Annotated in this window: 13 protein-coding genes; 6 read left to right on the top strand and 7 right to left on the bottom strand. The window is 72.6% G+C overall.

Annotated features, from left to right (window positions below; all coding sequences use genetic code 11):
- The first annotated feature begins 222 nt into the window (after positions 1–222).
- The 3 genes from CG736_RS06655 (at position 223) to CG736_RS06645 (ending at position 2051) form a co-directional block, all read left to right on the top strand.
- A complete protein-coding gene (locus CG736_RS06655; RefSeq protein WP_100585231.1) occupies positions 223–666 on the top strand; it encodes a hypothetical protein in 444 nt (147 codons plus the stop codon).
- Between the two features lie 142 nt (positions 667–808).
- Positions 809–1396: a hypothetical protein gene (locus tag CG736_RS06650; RefSeq protein ID WP_100585230.1), complete on the top strand. Its 588-nt coding sequence runs from the start codon at positions 809–811 to the stop codon at positions 1394–1396.
- A 163-nt stretch (positions 1397–1559) separates the two neighbouring features.
- The gene (locus CG736_RS06645) at positions 1560–2051 is read left to right on the top strand and encodes a hypothetical protein (RefSeq protein ID WP_157815448.1); all 492 of its coding nucleotides are present in this window, start codon (positions 1560–1562) and stop codon (positions 2049–2051) included.
- Between the two features lie 106 nt (positions 2052–2157).
- On the opposite strand, the gene CG736_RS06640 is transcribed toward CG736_RS06645, so the two are convergent.
- From CG736_RS06640 to CG736_RS38865, 5 genes are all read right to left on the bottom strand, one after another.
- On the bottom strand, positions 2158–3006 hold the full coding sequence (locus CG736_RS06640; protein WP_100585228.1) for an ABC transporter permease: 849 nt from the start codon (positions 3004–3006) through the stop codon (positions 2158–2160).
- Positions 2966–3814 carry an ATP-binding cassette domain-containing protein gene (locus tag CG736_RS06635; RefSeq protein ID WP_100585227.1) on the bottom strand — a complete coding sequence of 283 codons (849 nt, stop codon included), beginning with the start codon at positions 3812–3814 and terminating at the stop codon, positions 2966–2968. The genes CG736_RS06640 and CG736_RS06635 overlap by 41 nt, the downstream gene beginning before the upstream one ends.
- Entirely contained in the window at positions 3811–4269 is a 459-nt protein-coding gene (locus tag CG736_RS06630) for a MarR family winged helix-turn-helix transcriptional regulator (RefSeq protein WP_100585226.1), read from the bottom strand. Before CG736_RS06630 ends, CG736_RS06635 begins: the two co-directional genes overlap by 4 nt.
- A 128-nt stretch (positions 4270–4397) precedes the next feature.
- Complete coding sequence (locus CG736_RS06625) at positions 4398–5195, bottom strand: hypothetical protein (RefSeq protein WP_100585225.1); 798 nt, start codon at positions 5193–5195, stop codon at positions 4398–4400.
- 103 nt (positions 5196–5298) lie between these two features.
- On the bottom strand, positions 5299–6318 hold the full coding sequence (locus CG736_RS38865) for a transglycosylase SLT domain-containing protein (protein WP_100585224.1): 1020 nt from the start codon (positions 6316–6318) through the stop codon (positions 5299–5301).
- Positions 6319–6603: 285 nt separating this feature from the next.
- Between CG736_RS38865 and CG736_RS06615 the strand changes: the two genes are divergently transcribed.
- Positions 6604–6873, top strand: coding sequence for a GlsB/YeaQ/YmgE family stress response membrane protein (locus tag CG736_RS06615; protein ID WP_100585223.1), 270 nt, complete (start codon positions 6604–6606; stop codon positions 6871–6873).
- Between the two features lie 383 nt (positions 6874–7256).
- Positions 7257–8654 carry an FAD-binding oxidoreductase gene (locus CG736_RS06610; RefSeq protein ID WP_100585222.1) on the top strand — a complete coding sequence of 466 codons (1398 nt, stop codon included), beginning with the start codon at positions 7257–7259 and terminating at the stop codon, positions 8652–8654.
- Between the two features lie 503 nt (positions 8655–9157).
- Here CG736_RS06610 and CG736_RS06605 read toward each other — a convergent pair.
- On the bottom strand, positions 9158–10045 hold the full coding sequence (locus CG736_RS06605; RefSeq protein ID WP_100585221.1) for an NAD(P)H-binding protein: 888 nt from the start codon (positions 10043–10045) through the stop codon (positions 9158–9160).
- Positions 10046–10151: 106 nt separating this feature from the next.
- On the opposite strand from CG736_RS06605, the gene CG736_RS06600 reads away from it, so the two are divergent.
- The gene (locus CG736_RS06600) at positions 10152–10580 is read left to right on the top strand and encodes a helix-turn-helix domain-containing protein (protein WP_100585220.1); all 429 of its coding nucleotides are present in this window, start codon (positions 10152–10154) and stop codon (positions 10578–10580) included.
- A gap of 41 nt (positions 10581–10621) precedes the next feature.
- Here CG736_RS06600 and CG736_RS06595 read toward each other — a convergent pair whose 3' ends face one another.
- On the bottom strand, positions 10622–15340 hold the full coding sequence (locus CG736_RS06595) for a multicopper oxidase domain-containing protein (protein ID WP_198520382.1): 4719 nt from the start codon (positions 15338–15340) through the stop codon (positions 10622–10624).
- Positions 15341–15413: the final 73 nt, after the last annotated feature.

The raw sequence follows: 15413 nt of genomic DNA, 5'->3' as shown, positions 1-15413 counted from the left end.
CCGCCGCCGTCCGAGGGTCACCCGGCCGGGGCGCGGCGGCCCCGCCGCACGCCCCCGCCAGAGCCAATCGGACGTGCACGGATTTATTTCGCCGATCTCACCGCGCGTCCCCTCGACAGCTGACCTAGCGTGGGTCTCGCCCCGGTCGGACGGGGATCTGCAGGTGGGCGCCCCCTGTCAAACCAATCACTCTCAGTCACATCCCAGTGAAAGTGGAAAGACATGGCATTCGGAAAGATGCTCGGCACCATCGGCGTTGCGTCGGCCCTCGCGTTCACGGCCCTCGGCGCGGTCGGCTCCGCCGCCTACGCGGACACCGCACCGGCCGCCCAGCCCGCGGCCCAGACCGCGGTCGTGCCGGCGGCCGACGCCGCCGCGGACGTCCAGACCCCGGCGATCACGCTGGCGAAGCCGACCAACAAGCCGGCCATCCACGCCGACGGGACGGTCACGAGCATCGCGCCGCTGAATCTCGCCTGCGGCAACTTCGTGTTCAGCGGAGCTTCCTTCCTGGAGACCTGCAACGGCCCGCTCTGGCAGCCGTTCGTCGACTGCTCGGACGGCAACCGCTACGTCTCCACCGTCGCGTTCTCCGGCCTCTTCCGCGTCCGCCTGGTCTGCCCGGTCGGCGTGGCCGTCGGCGGCGGCGCCTTCGACCTGTCGTAAGCACTTGACGACACCGGCGACGTGAGCCCAGGCCGCCGGCCCTGCCTCCGGGCACGGCCGGCGGCCTGACCCCTGCTCGCCCCGCCACCGCCAACCCGCTTGCGCCGCACCCCACTTCCCCGGACGGACGGAGCCACCCCGAATGGAACGCCGAACCAGCATCGCACTCACCGCCCTGGCGGCCACTGCCGCCGCCTTCCTCCCGACCGCCGCGACCGCGGACCCCGCCGGCCCGACGGCGACCCGCCCCGTCGCCGCGCCGAACCCGGACTTCGCCGTCCAGTGCGCCACCACCGGCGGCGGCGTCCAGCAGATCGAGAGCTGGGTGTTCGTCCCGGCCCCCTCCACCGACGGACGCACCGTCACGGCCACCCACCGGACCAGCTACAGCGGCTGCTCGGGCAGCGCCAAGAGCACCCTGAACCAGAACACGCCCGTCCAGTGGACGGCGAGCTGCACCGACCCGTTCCCGGCGTCCGGCACCGAGACCGTCACCTACGTCTGGGACTCCGGCGACAGCACCACCGTCACCTACGACAAGGTGACGACGACCAAGGACGCCGGCGGCAACGTGATCCGCTTCCGCACCGTCAGCACGGGCACCGTCACCGACGGCAGCGGCATCGGCAAGGCGGTCAGCCGCTCCACCCTGTTCGACCCGGTCGGCTCCGGCTGCGACCAGGACAGGACCGAAGTCTTCGGCACCACCGACCGGTTCAGCATCGGCTGAGCCCCGCCCGACCTGCGGCGACACCGTGGCAACCCGCCGGAAGGCGGGGTGGGCGGATACACCGGGCGGTGGACGGTTCTTCGGCCTACCGTTTCGGTTGTACACCGTGTTTCAACCCGCTGGGCGACTCCTGGCACCCACCCGGATTCCTATGGTTCTGGCCATGACCTCCAACGGACAGATCACCAGGACCGGGTCCCTGCGCAAGTGGGCCGGCGCCGCCGCCGCGACCATCGGCCTGTCGCTCTCCCTGCTGGGCGCGGCCGGGCCGGCCTCCGCCGCGGAAGCGGACCCGGGCGACGTCGTCACCGAGACCAGCACCGGCGGCTGGTGCCACTACGCCAGCCCGTGGGGCGGGACGTTCTACTGCAACAGCAACGTCAAGATCAAGCTCCCCAACGGGTACTGGCAGGTCTTCGTCATCGGCACCGACCACGGCGTCTACACCCAGTGGAGCTCCAGCTCCGGCCTCAGCGGCTGGAAGCTCCTCAACAACGGCCACTGCAAGGATCCCGGCAACCACTCCGTGGACGTCTGGGACGTCAACGGCTGGCAGTTCAACGTCACCTGCATCGGCATGAACGGCACCCGCCTGTACGACCACCGCAACAGCAACGGCTCCTGGTCCGGCTGGACCACCACCCGCCAGCGCTGACCCGAACCCCGGCCGACGCTTCCCCGGTCGGCCGGGGCCACCACATCGATCCGCTGTGCGCCGCCTTTCGCGAGGGCGGCGCACAGCCCTTTCCCGTGTCCGCAGGTCAGCGGGCCAGGCGGCCGAGGAGGGCGGAGGCGGCGGCGATGCCGGCGGTGGTGGCGAGGGCCAGGACGCCGAAGTCCAGGGCGAGGTGGGAGGGGGTGCCGATGAGCAGGCCGCGCAGGGCGTCGACCTGGTAGCTGAGGGGGTTGGCGCGGCTGACGGCCTGGAGCCAGCCGGGCATCAGGTCGACGGGGTAGAGGGCGTTGGAGCCGAAGAAGAGCGGCATGGTGATGGCCTGGCCGATGCCCATCAGCCGGTCCCGGGTGAGGACGATCCCGGCGATGGTCATCGACAGGCAGGAGAAGAATGCCGAGCCGAGGATGACCACGACGGCAACTCCCAGCAGCCGCAGCGGGTTTGCGGTCATGCCGACGCCGAGCACGGCGGCCAGCACCACCACCACGGCGGCCTGGACGACCGCCTTGACCCCGGCGGCGAACGCCTTGCCGGTGACCAGTGCGGCCCGCGGGGTGGGGGTGACCAGCAGTTTGGTGAGCACCCCGGAGTCGCGCTCCCAGATGATCATGATGCCGTAGAAGATCGCGATGAACATCGCGGACTGGGCGATGATCCCGGGCGCCAGGAAGTCGAGGTACGGGATGCCTCCGGTCGGGATCGCCTTCAGCCGGGTGAAGGTCTCGCCGAAGATCAGCAGCCAGAGCGCGGGCTGGACCGCCCGGGTGTACAGCTCGGTGCGGTCGTGCCGGAGCTTCTGGAGCTCGACGGTGCACATCGCGACCACCCGGGCGGGCACCACCCGCCAGCCGGTCCGGGCCTTCGGCGGCACCAGCAGGAGCCCGAAGTCCGGTTCAGCCGACGCGACTTGCGGTTCGGCGGGTGCGGCGGACATCTCCGAAGTCTCCTTCCTTGGCGTCGGCCAGCGTGCGGCCCGAGAAGTGCCGGAACACGTCGTCCAGGGTGGGTTCGGCCTGCGCCGGATCCTCGGCGCGGACCCGGGCCTTCAGCTCCTCGGGGGTGCCGAGGGCGCGGATCCGACCGCGGTCCATCAGGGCGACCCGGTCGCAGTGGCGGTCCGCCTCGTCCATGTAGTGGGTGGTGACGAGGACCGTCATGCCGGTGGCCCGGCGCACCGCGTCCACCCGTTCCCAGACGCCGGCCCGGGCGATCGGGTCGAGGCCGATGGTCGGCTCGTCCAGCACCAGCAGCCGGGGGGCGCTGACCAGCGCCTGGGCGAGTTCGAGCCGGCGCACCATGCCGCCGGAGTAGGTGGCGGCCATCCGGTCGGCGGCCTCGGTGAGGTCGACGGCGGCCAGCGCCTGGACGACCCGTTCGGCCCGCTCGGCGCGCGGGACGTCGAAGACCCGGGCGAACAGTTCGACGTTCTCCCGGCCCGTCAACCCGGCGTCGGCGGACAGCTGCTGGGGCACGTAGCCGAGCAGGCGGCGCACCGCGACGGGCTCGGCGCTGCAGTCGTGGCCGAACACGGCGACCATGCCGCGCGCGGTGGGCAGCAGGGTGGTGATGGCCCGGATGGTGGTGGTCTTGCCCGCGCCGTTCGGCCCGAGCAGCCCGAAGACCTCTCCGGCCCGGACCGTCAGGTCGATGCCGTCCACCGCCCTGGCGCCGCCGCCCTTCTTCCGGCCGCGTTCGAAGGTGTACACCAACTCCCGGCATTCGACCGCCACTTGGTCGCTCATGGAGCCACCTTCCGGTCGTTCGCCCTGGTGCGCAGCCCGGCCGCGACGGTGCGCAGCGCCGGCATCGCCTGCGTGAGTGCGGTCCGCTGGTCGGCGGGGAGTTCGGCCAGTACCTCGCCGACCAGTGCGGTGCGCCGGGCCCGCCAGTCGGCCAGCCGTCGGGCGGCCTCCTCGGTGGGGTACAGCAGTGCGGCGCGCCGGTCGGCGGGGTCGGTCTCGCGGCGCAGCAGGCCCTGTCCGACCAGCTGGTTGACCAGAGTGGAGACCGAGTTGCCGGCCAGGAACAGTTCCTCTGCGGCGTCCGAGACGCGCAGGCCGGGGGTGTCCTGGACCAGTCGCAGCAGTTCGACCTGGGCGCCGCGCAGCGGCGGGTGCTCCAGGCCGGAGCGCAGTCGGCGGCGGATCAGCCGCTGGATGCCGACCAGCAGGGCGGAGAACTCCTCGGTGTCGTCCACACTTTCGAGGTTAGCTCTGGGTGAGAGGTATCGGAGGGGTGCGCGGGCAAAATCCTGACCGGGAACAGGCCAAGGGCCGGCCTCCCCGGAGGGGGTGGCCGGCTCTCGGCGCGGGGCGCCGGTGCTTGTCAGCAGTCCTGGTAGGCGGTGCAGACCGGCTTGGCGAGCGCGCTCAGCACGGCACTGTCGGCGGGCGCGGACCAGGCGGTCTTCGGGTGGCCGCCCTTGGCGACCTCCGCCTGCAGGGTGAGCTCGACGACTGCGCCGCCGGAGGTGGTCAGGTACTCGTGCACCTGCACCGTGCCGCCGCCGGACTGCGGCAGCGTCACGGTCGCCACCAGGAACTCGCTGTCGTCGCCGGTGATCTCGGCCTTGGCCCCGGGAACGGTGGTGGCGCAATTGCGCACCTCGTCCTTGAGCGCCCCGAGCAGGCCGAACGCGGACTGCGCGGCGGCGCTGCTCTTCGCGGCGTCGCCGAAGGTCGCGATGCTCTGGTCGGCCTTCCAGTCGCCCTCGGCGCCGCCCAGCGAGGCGGTGTCCACGCCGGGCACGGTGTTCGCCCAGTCGTCGGAGCGCTTTCCGTGGCAGAGCTGCTCGATCCGGAACCGGCCCTCGGCGCCCAGGCTCTTCGCCGAGGAGGCGGGCGCCGTCCAGTGCAGCGCCGCGTTCAGCGGCACCTGCTGGGCGCCGATCCAGGCCGCCGCCGGCACCGTCGAGGCCTTCCCGCCGCCGGCGGGCGCGCTCCGGCCGGGCTTCGGGCTGCCGGACTCCGGGGCGGCGTTCGACGGCGTCGCACTCCCGGCGGGCGCCGCGGCGCTCGTCTTCGCGGTGTCGCTCCCGCCCGTCCCGTCGGGGTCGCAGGCGGTCAGGACGAGGACGGCGGACAGGCAGGCCGCGGCGGTGGCGGCGAGGCGGAGCGGGCGCACGTGGATCCCCGGGTTCGAAGTCGCTGGACGGTGGTGCCGGCCGCTCCCGCCTGCCGCCGCCGACCGGTGGACGGGCGGCGGCGGCAGGCGGATCGCGGGCGGATCAGTAGCCGCGGGCCGGACGGTTCGGGTCGGCCTGCTGCACCTTGGACGCCAGGTCGTGGCCGTCCGCCGAGACGTGGTACCGGCTCTGGATGTAGTTCATCGACGCCGCCACGTTCGCCACCGGGTCGTAGATGTCGGTGGAGGTGCCCTTGACGTGGTACGCCGCGAAGGTGGGCGGGATGGTCTGCCAGCCGCCGCGTGAGCTGTTCAGCGGCGCGCCGTCGGCCTGCTTCGCGCCGTGCGCGTTGGTGTCCCACAGGTTCACCTGCGAACCGGCCGCGTTGTACGTCGACTCGCGCTTGGCGATGGTCAGCATGCCCTTGGTCCACGCCTCGCGGGCCGCCGGGTCGGTGATGCCCATCGCGTCCAGCGCCTGCGCGATGTAGTCGCGGCAGGCGGCCTCGCCGCTCTTGAACTTGCCCTTGCCGCCGTACGTGACCTCGCTGGTCTTGATCGCTCCGGCGTGCGAGATCTCGATCTTCGGGTCGCTGCCGCCACCGTGGTCGCCGCCGCCCCCGCCGTGGTCGCCTCCGCCGCCGCCGTGGCCGCCGGGCTTGTTCGGGCTCTTCGGCTGCGGCGTGCTGGGCTTCTTCTCGGCGGGCTTGCCGGTCGGCGTGTGCTCGCCGCCCTTGCCGGGGCTCTTCGGCTGCGGCTTGGAGGGGGTGGGCTTGGTGACGATGTCGTGGGCGTGCTTCTCCGCCTCCTGGTACCGCTTGATCACGGTGCCGATCTTCTGGGTGTCCTGGGCGAGTTCCTTGGTGAGCTTCGCCTTGGTCGCCTCCAGCGCCGCGACCTGCTCGTTGATCGCGTTCACCTGCTCGCGGACCTGGGCCACCACGGCGCCGAAGCCGATGATGTTGCCGAGCGCTCCGGCGGCCAGGTCGGTGGCGACCGCCTTGCCGATCACGCCCTTGATCCGGCCGGTCTGCTGGGTCATCTCGTTCATTCGCTGCTGAATCGCCTGGAAGTCCTTCTGGATCTTCGCGAGCTCGCTCAGCGTGACGCCGAAACCTGTCATGTCGTGTCTGCTCCCCCGTCGAACCTGACGCCCGTTCAGTCGTTTATCCCACCACAGGCCGTCCCGGGGCAATCACCGGCCCCCGACCGCGTGCGCGGCTACCCGCACGACGGCCTCTGCAAACCACCTGGCCGGGGCTTTCGCCGAGATGCCGGGCCGCGCCCGGCGCGCGACCATGGCGCGTGTGGACCGCCCTCCGACGGTCCGCGTCCGACCGCACTGCCGGGGCTCGCTCCGAGGCCCGCCGCCGATCGGCCGGCGCCCTACCGGAAAGGCTGGGATTCGATGTTCCAACTCCTCTGGATTCTGCTGATCGGCTTCGTGCTGGGTGTGCTGGCCAAGCTGATCCTGCGCGGACCGCAGGCCATCCCGTGGTGGCTGACCATGCTGCTCGGCGCGGCCGGCGCCTGGCTGGGCAACGCGGTTGCCGGCTGGATCGGCGTCCGGCACACCTCCGGCATCGACTGGATCCGCCATCTGCTCCAGCTCGGCTTCGCGGTCGCGCTGGTCGCCTTCGTCTCCCCCGCATGGGCGAAGTCGCACCCCAGCAGATGACCGTCCGCACCGCTGCCCCCGCCGCCCGTCGAGCCCTCCGCTCGGCGGGCGGCGGCACGACGGGCCGGGCCACCGTCCGGTCGGGCGGTGGGCGGGGCGGGCCGGGCCGGGCTGGGCCGGGCTGGGCCGGGTCACCGTCCGGTCGGGCGGCGGGCGGAGCGGGGCAGGCCGGGTCACCGTCCGGTCGGGCGGTGAGCGGAGCGGGGATCGTCCCGGTCATCGCGGTGGCGGCGTAGTCGGTCCGCCCGAAGGCGCCTCCCGGGCGCGCTTATGTCAACGCCATTGACGTTGGCCGAGGGGGACCGGTCTGATGACGGCATCCGGGTCCCGCAACCCCGCTCCGGGGCCCGGAATCCCCCGTGCACCGCCGAAGGAGCCCCGCCATGGCCGACCCCGTCCACGCCCTCCGGGACGCCCAGCCCGTACCGTTCTGGCTGGACTCCCCCGACCGGCCCGAGGCCGAGCCCGCCCTGGTCGGCCAGACCCGCTGCGACCTGCTGGTGGTCGGCGGCGGCTACAGCGGACTGTGGACCGCGCTGATCGCCAAGGAGCGCGACCCGTCACTGGACGTGCTGCTGATCGAGGCCCGCGAGGCCGGCTGGGCCGCCTCCGGACGCAACGGCGGCTTCTGCGAGGCCAGCCTCACCCACGGCCTGGCCAACGGCCACCAGCGCTGGCCCGGCGAACTCGCCGCCCTGGAACGCCTCGGACAGGCCAACCTCGACGCCATGCAGGAGACCGTCCGCCGCCACGGCATCGACTGCGACTGGCGGCGCAGCGGCTCCCTCAGCATCGCCACCGAGCCCCACCAGGTGGACGAACTACGGGAGTTCGCCAAGCTCGCGGCCCGCTACGGCAGCCACCTCGACGTCCTCGACCAGGACGCCGTGCGCGCCGAGGTCGACTCCCCCACGTTCCTCGGCGGCCTCTGGGACCGCGACGGCGTCGCCATGCTCGACCCGGCCCGCCTCGCCTGGGGCCTCAAGCGCGCCTGCCTCGACCTCGGCGTCCGCATCCACGAGCACACGCCCGCCACCGCCCTCGCCGAGACCCCCGGCGGCCTGGCCGTCCGCACCCCCTACGGCCGGATCGCCGCCCGCCGCACCGCGCTCGCCACCAACGCCTTCCCGTCGCTGCTGCGCCGCCACCGGCCGTACACCGTCCCGGTCTACGACTACGCGTTGATGACCGAGCCGCTGACGGACGCCCAACTCGCCTCCGTCGGCTGGCAGAACCGGCAGGGCTGGGCCGACAGCGCCAACCACTTCCACTACGTGCGACTGTCCGCCGACAACCGGATCCTGTTCGGCGGCTACGACGTCGTCCACCAGTACCGCGGCCGGGTCAGCGCCGAACGCGACCAGCGGCCGGAGACCTTCGCCACCCTCGCCCGGCACTTCTTCCGGACCTTCCCGCAGCTGGCGGGCCTGCGCTTCACCCACGCCTGGGGCGGCGCGATCGACACCTGCACCCGGTTCTCGGCCTTCTTCGACCTGTCCCACCGCGGGAAGGTCGCCTACGCCGCCGGCTTCACCGGGCTCGGCGTCGGCGCCACCCGGTTCGGCGCCGAGGTGATGCTCGACCTGCTCGCCGGGGAGCGCACCGAACGCACCGAGCTGGAGATGGTCCGCCGCAAGCCGCTGCCGTTCCCGCCGGAGCCGGTCCGCTCGGTCGGCATCGGCATCACCCAGTGGGCCCTCACCCGGGCCGACGCCAACGCCGGGCACCGCAACCTGTGGCTGCGCACCCTCGACCGCTTCGGCCTGGGCTTCGACAGCTGACCGAACGCCCCGGGGCGGCCGGCCCGCACGCAGGTGCGCACCCGGCAGCGCGGGGAACGGCGCGAAGGGGGACGAACACCTCCGCGGCATCCGTTCTCCGACGACCGGTCGCACGTGGCCGGCCCCGCTCGGGGCGTCCGCCCTCCGGATGGGCCCGAGCCAGGGTCCGGCTACTGCGGGGCTCCGGAGCTTCCCGAAGTCCCGTTCCCCTTCGCGCCGTTCCCCGCGCCCCCGGGTTCGCGCCCACCCGCGGCTCGGCGCGACGCCGAGGCGGCGGCTGCAACGGCCAGGGGGTCCGTCAGTGGGCGGCCGAGGAGGTTCGGGAGGTCGGGGCCGGCGGCCGACAGGAAGTCGTGGCGGACGGCGGTGGCGTTCGAACCGTGCCCCCCGGCCTGCCCGGGGTTCGCACATCGCCCGAATCATCGCTGCCGCGGGGCTGCCCGGTGAAACCATTTTCGCGAGCGGGTGCGAGCCCTTCCGGATGGGCCCGAGCCAGGGTCCGGCTACTGCGGGGCTCCGGAGCTTCCCGAAGTCCCGTTCCCCTTCGCGCCGTTCCCCGCGCCCCCGGGTTCGCGCCCGCCCGCGGCTCGGCGCGACGCCGAGGCGGCGGCTGCAACGGCCAGGGGGTCCGTCAGTGGGCGGCCGAGGAGGTTCGGGAGGTCGGGGCCGGCGGCCGACAGGAAGTCGTGGCGGACGGCGGCGGCGATGGAGCTGAGCATCGGGGGCTGGAAGGGGAGCAGGCCCGGGGTGGCGTTCAGGAGGCGGTCGCGGTAGGTGGTGAGGTCGAGCGTGCGGTGGGGGACAGCGAGGGCGGTGGCGACCTGGGTCGCCGTGATCGGGGTGCCGACGAGGTCGTGGACGAGCCCGGTATGGGGGGTGGGGTCGGCGACGACGGTGGCGGCGGCCTCGGCGAGGTCGGCGCGGGCGACGGCGGCGAGGGCGCCGTCGCCGAAGGGGGATTCCAGGCCGTCGGAGGTCCAGGTGAGCAGGCCGCCGAAGAGTTCGGCGTAGAGGCCGTTGCGCAGGATCGTCCAGGGCAGGCCGCTGTCGCGGATCAGCCGTTCGGTGGCGCGGTGCGCGGCCGCGAAGGCGAGGTGGTCGCCGGCAGTGGTGAGGCTGGTGTAGACGACGTGGCCGACGCCGTCGCGGGCGGCCGCGTCGAGGACGGCGGCGTGCCGGGCGAGGACGACGTCGTCCTCCGCGTAGCCGGCGGAGATCAGCAGCAGGGTGGCGACGCCGCGCAGGTCCAGCGTGGCGGGGTCGTCGAAGTCGAGGTGTCGCACGCCCCCGGCGGGGGTGCGGCTGCCGCCCTGCGCCGGTATGCCGGCCAGGCGCAGCGCGGCGAGGGTGGCCCCGCCGAGGTTTCCGTTCGCTCCGGTCACCAGAATCATGATCGGTCACAGCCTTTCGCGCCGTCGGGCGCTGGTTCTCTTCGGTAACCAGTCACTACGGTTGATCCTCGGCCCGCGCGACGAGCGCCCACAAGGAGGCAGTTCGATGTCACTGACGCACACGGAGGTAACCACCCCCGCCACCCCCGCCGAGCTCGAACCGTGCGGGCGGCAGGACCATCCGGACTGCGGGATCCGGGACGTGCTGGACCGGATCGGCGACAAGTGGTCCGTCCTGGTGGTCGTCGAACTCGCGGGCGGGCCAAGGAGGTTCAGGGAGCTTCAACGCGCCGTCGAGGGCATCTCGCAGCGCATGCTGACCCTCACCGTCCGCCGTCTGGAGCGCGACGGCCTGGTGCTGCGCACGGTCTACCCGACCGTCCCGGCGCAGGTGGACTACCGGCTGACGGGAACCGGCGCGGGTCTGACCCATCTGGTGAAGGCGCTCGCCGACTGGTCGCTGGCCCATCGCGCGGCGATCGCGGAGGCCCGGCACGCCTACGACCTGGAGCACCCGGAGAACGAGATCCGCTGACCCGGGAGGGCGTCGACCGCCCGCCCTCCCGGGTCGGTTGCTCAGGCGGGGATCCGCCCGTTGGGGCTGACCGCCGCCGGAACCTGGAGCGGGTCGGAGACGGACTTTGCGGTCATGCTGGGGAACTGCCCGCCGTAGCCGGCGGTGTTGAGCGCGACCACCCGGTAGGTGTACGGGGTCGTCGTCGAGGAGGTCATGTCGACGAAGGTGCGGTCCTGGTGGATGTTGGGCTGGTCCAGCGGCGCGGCGATCGTCCCGACGTCGGTCCAGGTCGTGCCGTCCGTGGAGCGTTGGACGGTGAACGAGGTCTCGTTGATCGAGTTGTCCCGCCAGCGCAGTTGCACCCTGGCGTTGCCGCCCTGGCCGATCACCGAGGCGGTCAGCCCGTCGGCCTTGGCCGGGGGCAGGACCAGTGATTCGGGCCGCATCATGTCCATCTCCTCGTGGCTGAGGATGTGGCAGTGGATGACGTACTCCCAGCCGAAGTTGACCAGCTGGTTGGTGATCGGCGCGGTCCCGTTGCCCTGCGGGTCGACGTTGTTGAACATCGAGGTGTCGCCGGCCGGCATCGCCGGGTCCAACAGCCTCACCGAGTTGGGCACTTCGAAGGGCGTGGTGGGCACCACCGGGCGCAGCGCGACGATGGTGTCCTCCAGTGGGCTCATCCGCACGGTGTCCTTCCAGCCGAGTTCGTTGGCGTCCGGCCGCAGGATGATGTTGTCCCAGGTGACCCGGTTGAGCACTTGGACGTCGTAGAGGTGGAAGTGCATCGGGTGGGTGTCCACCCCGTTGTGGGTGAACCGCCAGATCTGGGTGCCGTCGGCGGTCGAGCCGATCGGGGTGACTTTCGCGTCCGCTCTCGGCAGCGCGGTGCCGTCGATCAGTTCGGTCTGCGGGTTGATGTAGGGGTAGAGGGTGACGTTCTGGGCGCCCGGGGTGGGCGGTTGGGCCTCGACGCCGAGGGTGGCCTGCATCCGGCCGTAGGCGTCGAAGCTGGTGGCGTTCATCTCGTCGTGGATGGCCTTGGGTTGCAGCGTCAGGGTGCTCTTCGCGTTCGGCGCCTTGAGGGTGTTGAAGTTGAACGCCGTGGTGTCGTTGACCCGGACCAGTCCGTCGCAGGTCTTGACCGCGGTGTTGGCGGTGTTGCAGTTGCTGCCGGCCGCGAAGCTGGTGCCGTAGGCCGAGTTGTACGCGGCCTGTCCGACGATCACCGGATTCTGGCCGGATTCGAAGGCGCCGGAGCCGTCCGCGTGGTGGCGGAACGCGGCCTGGAGCTTCGACAGGTTGAACGCGGGGGCGGGGGTCGTGTCGGCGACGGTCACCTGCATGACGGTGCGGGTGTTGGGGCCGTAGCCGGGCATGATCTTCGGCGCCCCGGCGGGGGCGAGGTCGGGGGCTCCGGTGTAGTAGTCGTAGGAGGCGATCCGGGCGGGGTAGGCGGCGGGCGCGTCGTTGTAGAGGATCAGCGTCTTGCCCGCGAACTTCGAGAAGTCGACCAGCACGTCGGCCCGTTCGGCGGGGGCGAGGGTCAGTGAGTGCTTGTCGACGTTGCCGACGTCGAAGCGGGTCGGGTCGGTGATCCAGGTGGTCGGCTGCTGTCCGTCGATGACGGCGGGGGCGGGCAGGAAGCCGCCCTCGTTGGCGATCTGGATCCAACTCGGCCCGGCGGCGCCGTTGTTGGCGTCGACGGGGGTGGGCGACACGTTGGGGTCGGTCTGCGCGGCCTTCAACTCATCTGGCTTCAGGGCGACTTCGGTGGTTCCGTCGCCCTGCTTCGGGTCGGCGGTGTACCACTGGAAGTTGAAGAACCGGTCGTTGGCGGCGTTGAGCATCTTCAGCCGGTAGGTCTTCGGCTGGACGGTGGTCTTCGGGTAGGCGACGCCGTTGACCAGGGGCGTGTCGTTGAACTGCTCCATGCCCATGGAGATGTTGGGGGTGCCGGGGATCTGCTCGGGCTCGCAGTAGGGAGCCGCCTGGTACTGCCAGGTCGTCGGGTCGTCGAGCTTGCAGTGCGGGTCGTGGTAGGGGTTGGGGATCGGCCCGTACGTGGTGTCGCCGGCCGGCGGCCAGAACCACGGCCCGTACATCCAGCGGCCGTAGGAGCTCATGCCGCTGGGGTCGCCGGGGTTCTGCGCCGGCATGTAGACGTGGTGGTACCAGAAGCTGCCCTTCCCGCCCCAGCGCTTGGCGTCCCAGGTCGGGTCCTGGCCGTAGGAGACCCGGTCGCCGCCCGCGTCCAGCTGGTCCTTGAGCTGGGAGTCGTCGGGGACGAAGGTGCGGTCCTGGACGAGCAGGGGCAGCGTCGACGCGGCGTCGGGAATGGTGCCGCTGCTGATCAGGGCCTTCTCGGTGTCGTCGGTGATGGTGTAGCCGGCGGCCTCGCCCGCGTACACGTTCAGCCGGGTGATGCCGTAGGAGTGGTCGTGGTAGAACATCAGCCGCGCGCTCTGCTGGTTCGAGTAGTAGAACGTCGAGCAGCCGTCGTCGACGGCGGCGCACAGCGTCGCTCCGCCGGGGTCCACCATGTCGGGCACGTTCTGGACGCCGACGCCCTGCGGCCAGTCGGTGTGCTCGCCCGCGGGGGTGATCCACTGGTGCGGGGTGCCGTCGCTGATCCACGGGGTGATGCCGCCGTGCAGGTGCAGGGTGGCGCGGTTGTCGGTGTAGCAGCCCGGCTTGGCGTCGGTGCAGGCCGGGTTGCGGACCTCGTCGGTGACGGTGGAGCTGTTGCCGGGCGCGGGCATCGTCATCGGGCCCATGCCGGCGCCCATCCCGGTGCTGTCGACGGGCAGGAACAGGTCGCCGGCCGCGCCGGTGGGCAGCAGGTTGCGGAACACGATCCGCACCGGCCGGTCCTTGGTGGCGGCGATCAGCGGCCCCATCCACTGCGGCGCGGCGACGCCGGTGTACGGCAGTTGCTGCCGGGTGCCGTCCATCAGCTCGTTGTACAGCGGGACCTTGCGGCCGGGCACCGCGTCCGTGGAGAGCTGGACGTAGCCGCGCACCAGGGTGGGCGGCAGGTCGGAGGAGAACCGGGTGCGGTACTGCACCAGGCCGATGACGTACTGGTCGGCCTGCTTGCCGCTGGTGGTGACGGTCTCGGGCACCGCCTCGGGGATGAACTTCGCCGCCGGGTCGGTGCTCGGGTCCGCGAGTTGCTGCACGTCCGGGCAGCCGGCGCCGTTCGCGCCGGGGTTGCAGGTGGTCGGCAGCCGGTCCTGGAACTTCTTGATGCCGGGCGTCAGGTAGCCGGCGCCCGGGCTGGTGACGGTGACCGAACTGATCGCGCCCAGGTTGGTCACGGCGCTCGCCGCGGCCCCCGAACCGCCGTTGCCGGTGGGGTCGGTGACGGTGACGTCGGGCGTCGAGGCGTAGCCGGTGCCGGGCGTGTCGACGGTGAGCGCGAGCAGCTTCAGGCCGCTGACGGCGGCCGCCGGGGTCGCGCCGGGGATCGGGTCGGCCAGCGTGCCGTTGCGGACGGTGACGCCGGGCGCGGCGGTGTAGCCGCTGCCGGGGTCGTCCACGGTCACCTTGGCGACGCCGCCGGACGGGGTGAGGTCGGCCGGGTCGACGTGGCCCTTGGCCACCGTGCCGTCCGGCTGGGCGGGCAGGTCGAAGTCGACGGTCGGCATGGTGTAGCCCGCGCCGCTGTCGGTGACGTTCACGGCCGCCACGCCGCCGGAGGCGGTGGCCGCGGCACCGCTCCCGCCGCCGCCGGTGACGGCGACCGCGAAGCCGCCGTAGCCGCTGCCGCCCGCGCCGACCCGGTAGTCGACGACGCTGCGGGTCTGCTGGACGGCGGCGGTGGCGGTGGCCGCCGTGGTGCCGCCCTCGACGGTGACGGTGGTCGCGCCCTCGACGTAGCCGTGGCCGGGCGTGGTCACCTCGATGCTCGCGATGCCGCCGGTGCGCGGGTCCACGGTGGCGGTGGCCTCCGCGCCGCTGCCGCCGGCGGCCAGGGCGACCTGCGCGCCGAAGGAGTACGTCCGGTCCTGGACGGCGTAGCGCTCCCAGCCGGGCGCGCCGACGGTGACGGTGGCGTCCTTGACGGGGGCGACTCCGGTCGGCGGGCTGGTGCTGCTGTCCGCCCCGGCCGGGTACACCAGGGTGTCGGCCGGGTGCGCCACGCCGGTGTCGACGGGGACGCCCTCGCCGTAGAAGGCGATCAGGTCACCGGCCTGGACGGGCGTGTCCGGCATGTCGTACGCGGCGACCTCGCCGCCGGGGGCCGCCGACGCGGGCACCGTGCGCGGTCCGCTGTCGGCGACCACCGTGTACTGGTCGGCAGTGCCGGTCGGGCGCAGCACGTAGCCGTGGAACAGGCCGCCCTCGGAGCCGGTGGGGCTGCCGCCGGGGTCGGTCTGGTTCCAGCTGCGGAAGCCCTTCAGGGTGCCGGTGGGCAGCGGAGTGCTGGTCAGAACGACGAACACCGGCCCGAGTCGGCCCTTGGGGGTCGCGTAGTCGGTGGCGTAGGCGCGGGCGGTCAGCGGGTTGCCGACCTGGGCGGTGGTGGCGCTGCCGGTGATCGAGACCTTGGCGCGGGAGACCGTCAGCGGGCTGTTCGCCCAGTTCGGCCAGGGGCCGAAGTAGTGCGGGACCTTGGTCGCGTCGGTCGGGCCGGCCGGGGCCGCGGCCGCCGGTTGGGGCTGCGCCGGCGGCAGTCCGAGCAGGGCTGCCGCCACCACTGCCCAGACGCCGGCCATCGCGGTGAGGGCCCGCCGCGTGCGGCGCGGCGGCCTCGTTGTCTGGCGCGTGAACACGCCGTTTCTCCTCCCTGTCGGCACCCGGCCGCCGTCGCGCGGGTCCGTCCCTTCCGGCGCGGCGGATGACGGC

The sequence above is a fragment of the Kitasatospora sp. CB02891 genome, assembly GCF_002803145.1.
Taxonomy (GTDB): domain Bacteria; phylum Actinomycetota; class Actinomycetes; order Streptomycetales; family Streptomycetaceae; genus Kitasatospora; species Kitasatospora griseola.
Note: the sequence above shows the minus strand (reverse complement) of the source record. Positions and strands in the feature narration are given on the sequence as shown.

Excerpts from the sequence above, each read along its gene's own strand:
- CG736_RS06605 (WP_100585221.1), bottom strand. The coding sequence starts at position 10,045 with ATGATTCTGGTGACCGGAGCGAACGGAAACCTCGGCGGGGCCACCCTC.
- CG736_RS38865 (WP_100585224.1), bottom strand. The coding sequence starts at position 6,318 with ATGACAGGTTTCGGCGTCACGCTGAGCGAGCTCGCGAAGATCCAGAAG.
- CG736_RS06610 (WP_100585222.1), top strand. The coding sequence starts at position 7,257 with ATGGCCGACCCCGTCCACGCCCTCCGGGACGCCCAGCCCGTACCGTTC.
- CG736_RS06655 (WP_100585231.1), top strand. The coding sequence starts at position 223 with ATGGCATTCGGAAAGATGCTCGGCACCATCGGCGTTGCGTCGGCCCTC.
- CG736_RS06615 (WP_100585223.1), top strand. The coding sequence starts at position 6,604 with ATGTTCCAACTCCTCTGGATTCTGCTGATCGGCTTCGTGCTGGGTGTG.
- CG736_RS06600 (WP_100585220.1), top strand. The coding sequence starts at position 10,152 with ATGTCACTGACGCACACGGAGGTAACCACCCCCGCCACCCCCGCCGAG.
- CG736_RS06650 (WP_100585230.1), top strand. The coding sequence starts at position 809 with ATGGAACGCCGAACCAGCATCGCACTCACCGCCCTGGCGGCCACTGCC.
- CG736_RS06645 (WP_157815448.1), top strand. The coding sequence starts at position 1,560 with ATGACCTCCAACGGACAGATCACCAGGACCGGGTCCCTGCGCAAGTGG.
- CG736_RS06640 (WP_100585228.1), bottom strand. The coding sequence starts at position 3,006 with ATGTCCGCCGCACCCGCCGAACCGCAAGTCGCGTCGGCTGAACCGGAC.
- CG736_RS06635 (WP_100585227.1), bottom strand. The coding sequence starts at position 3,814 with ATGAGCGACCAAGTGGCGGTCGAATGCCGGGAGTTGGTGTACACCTTC.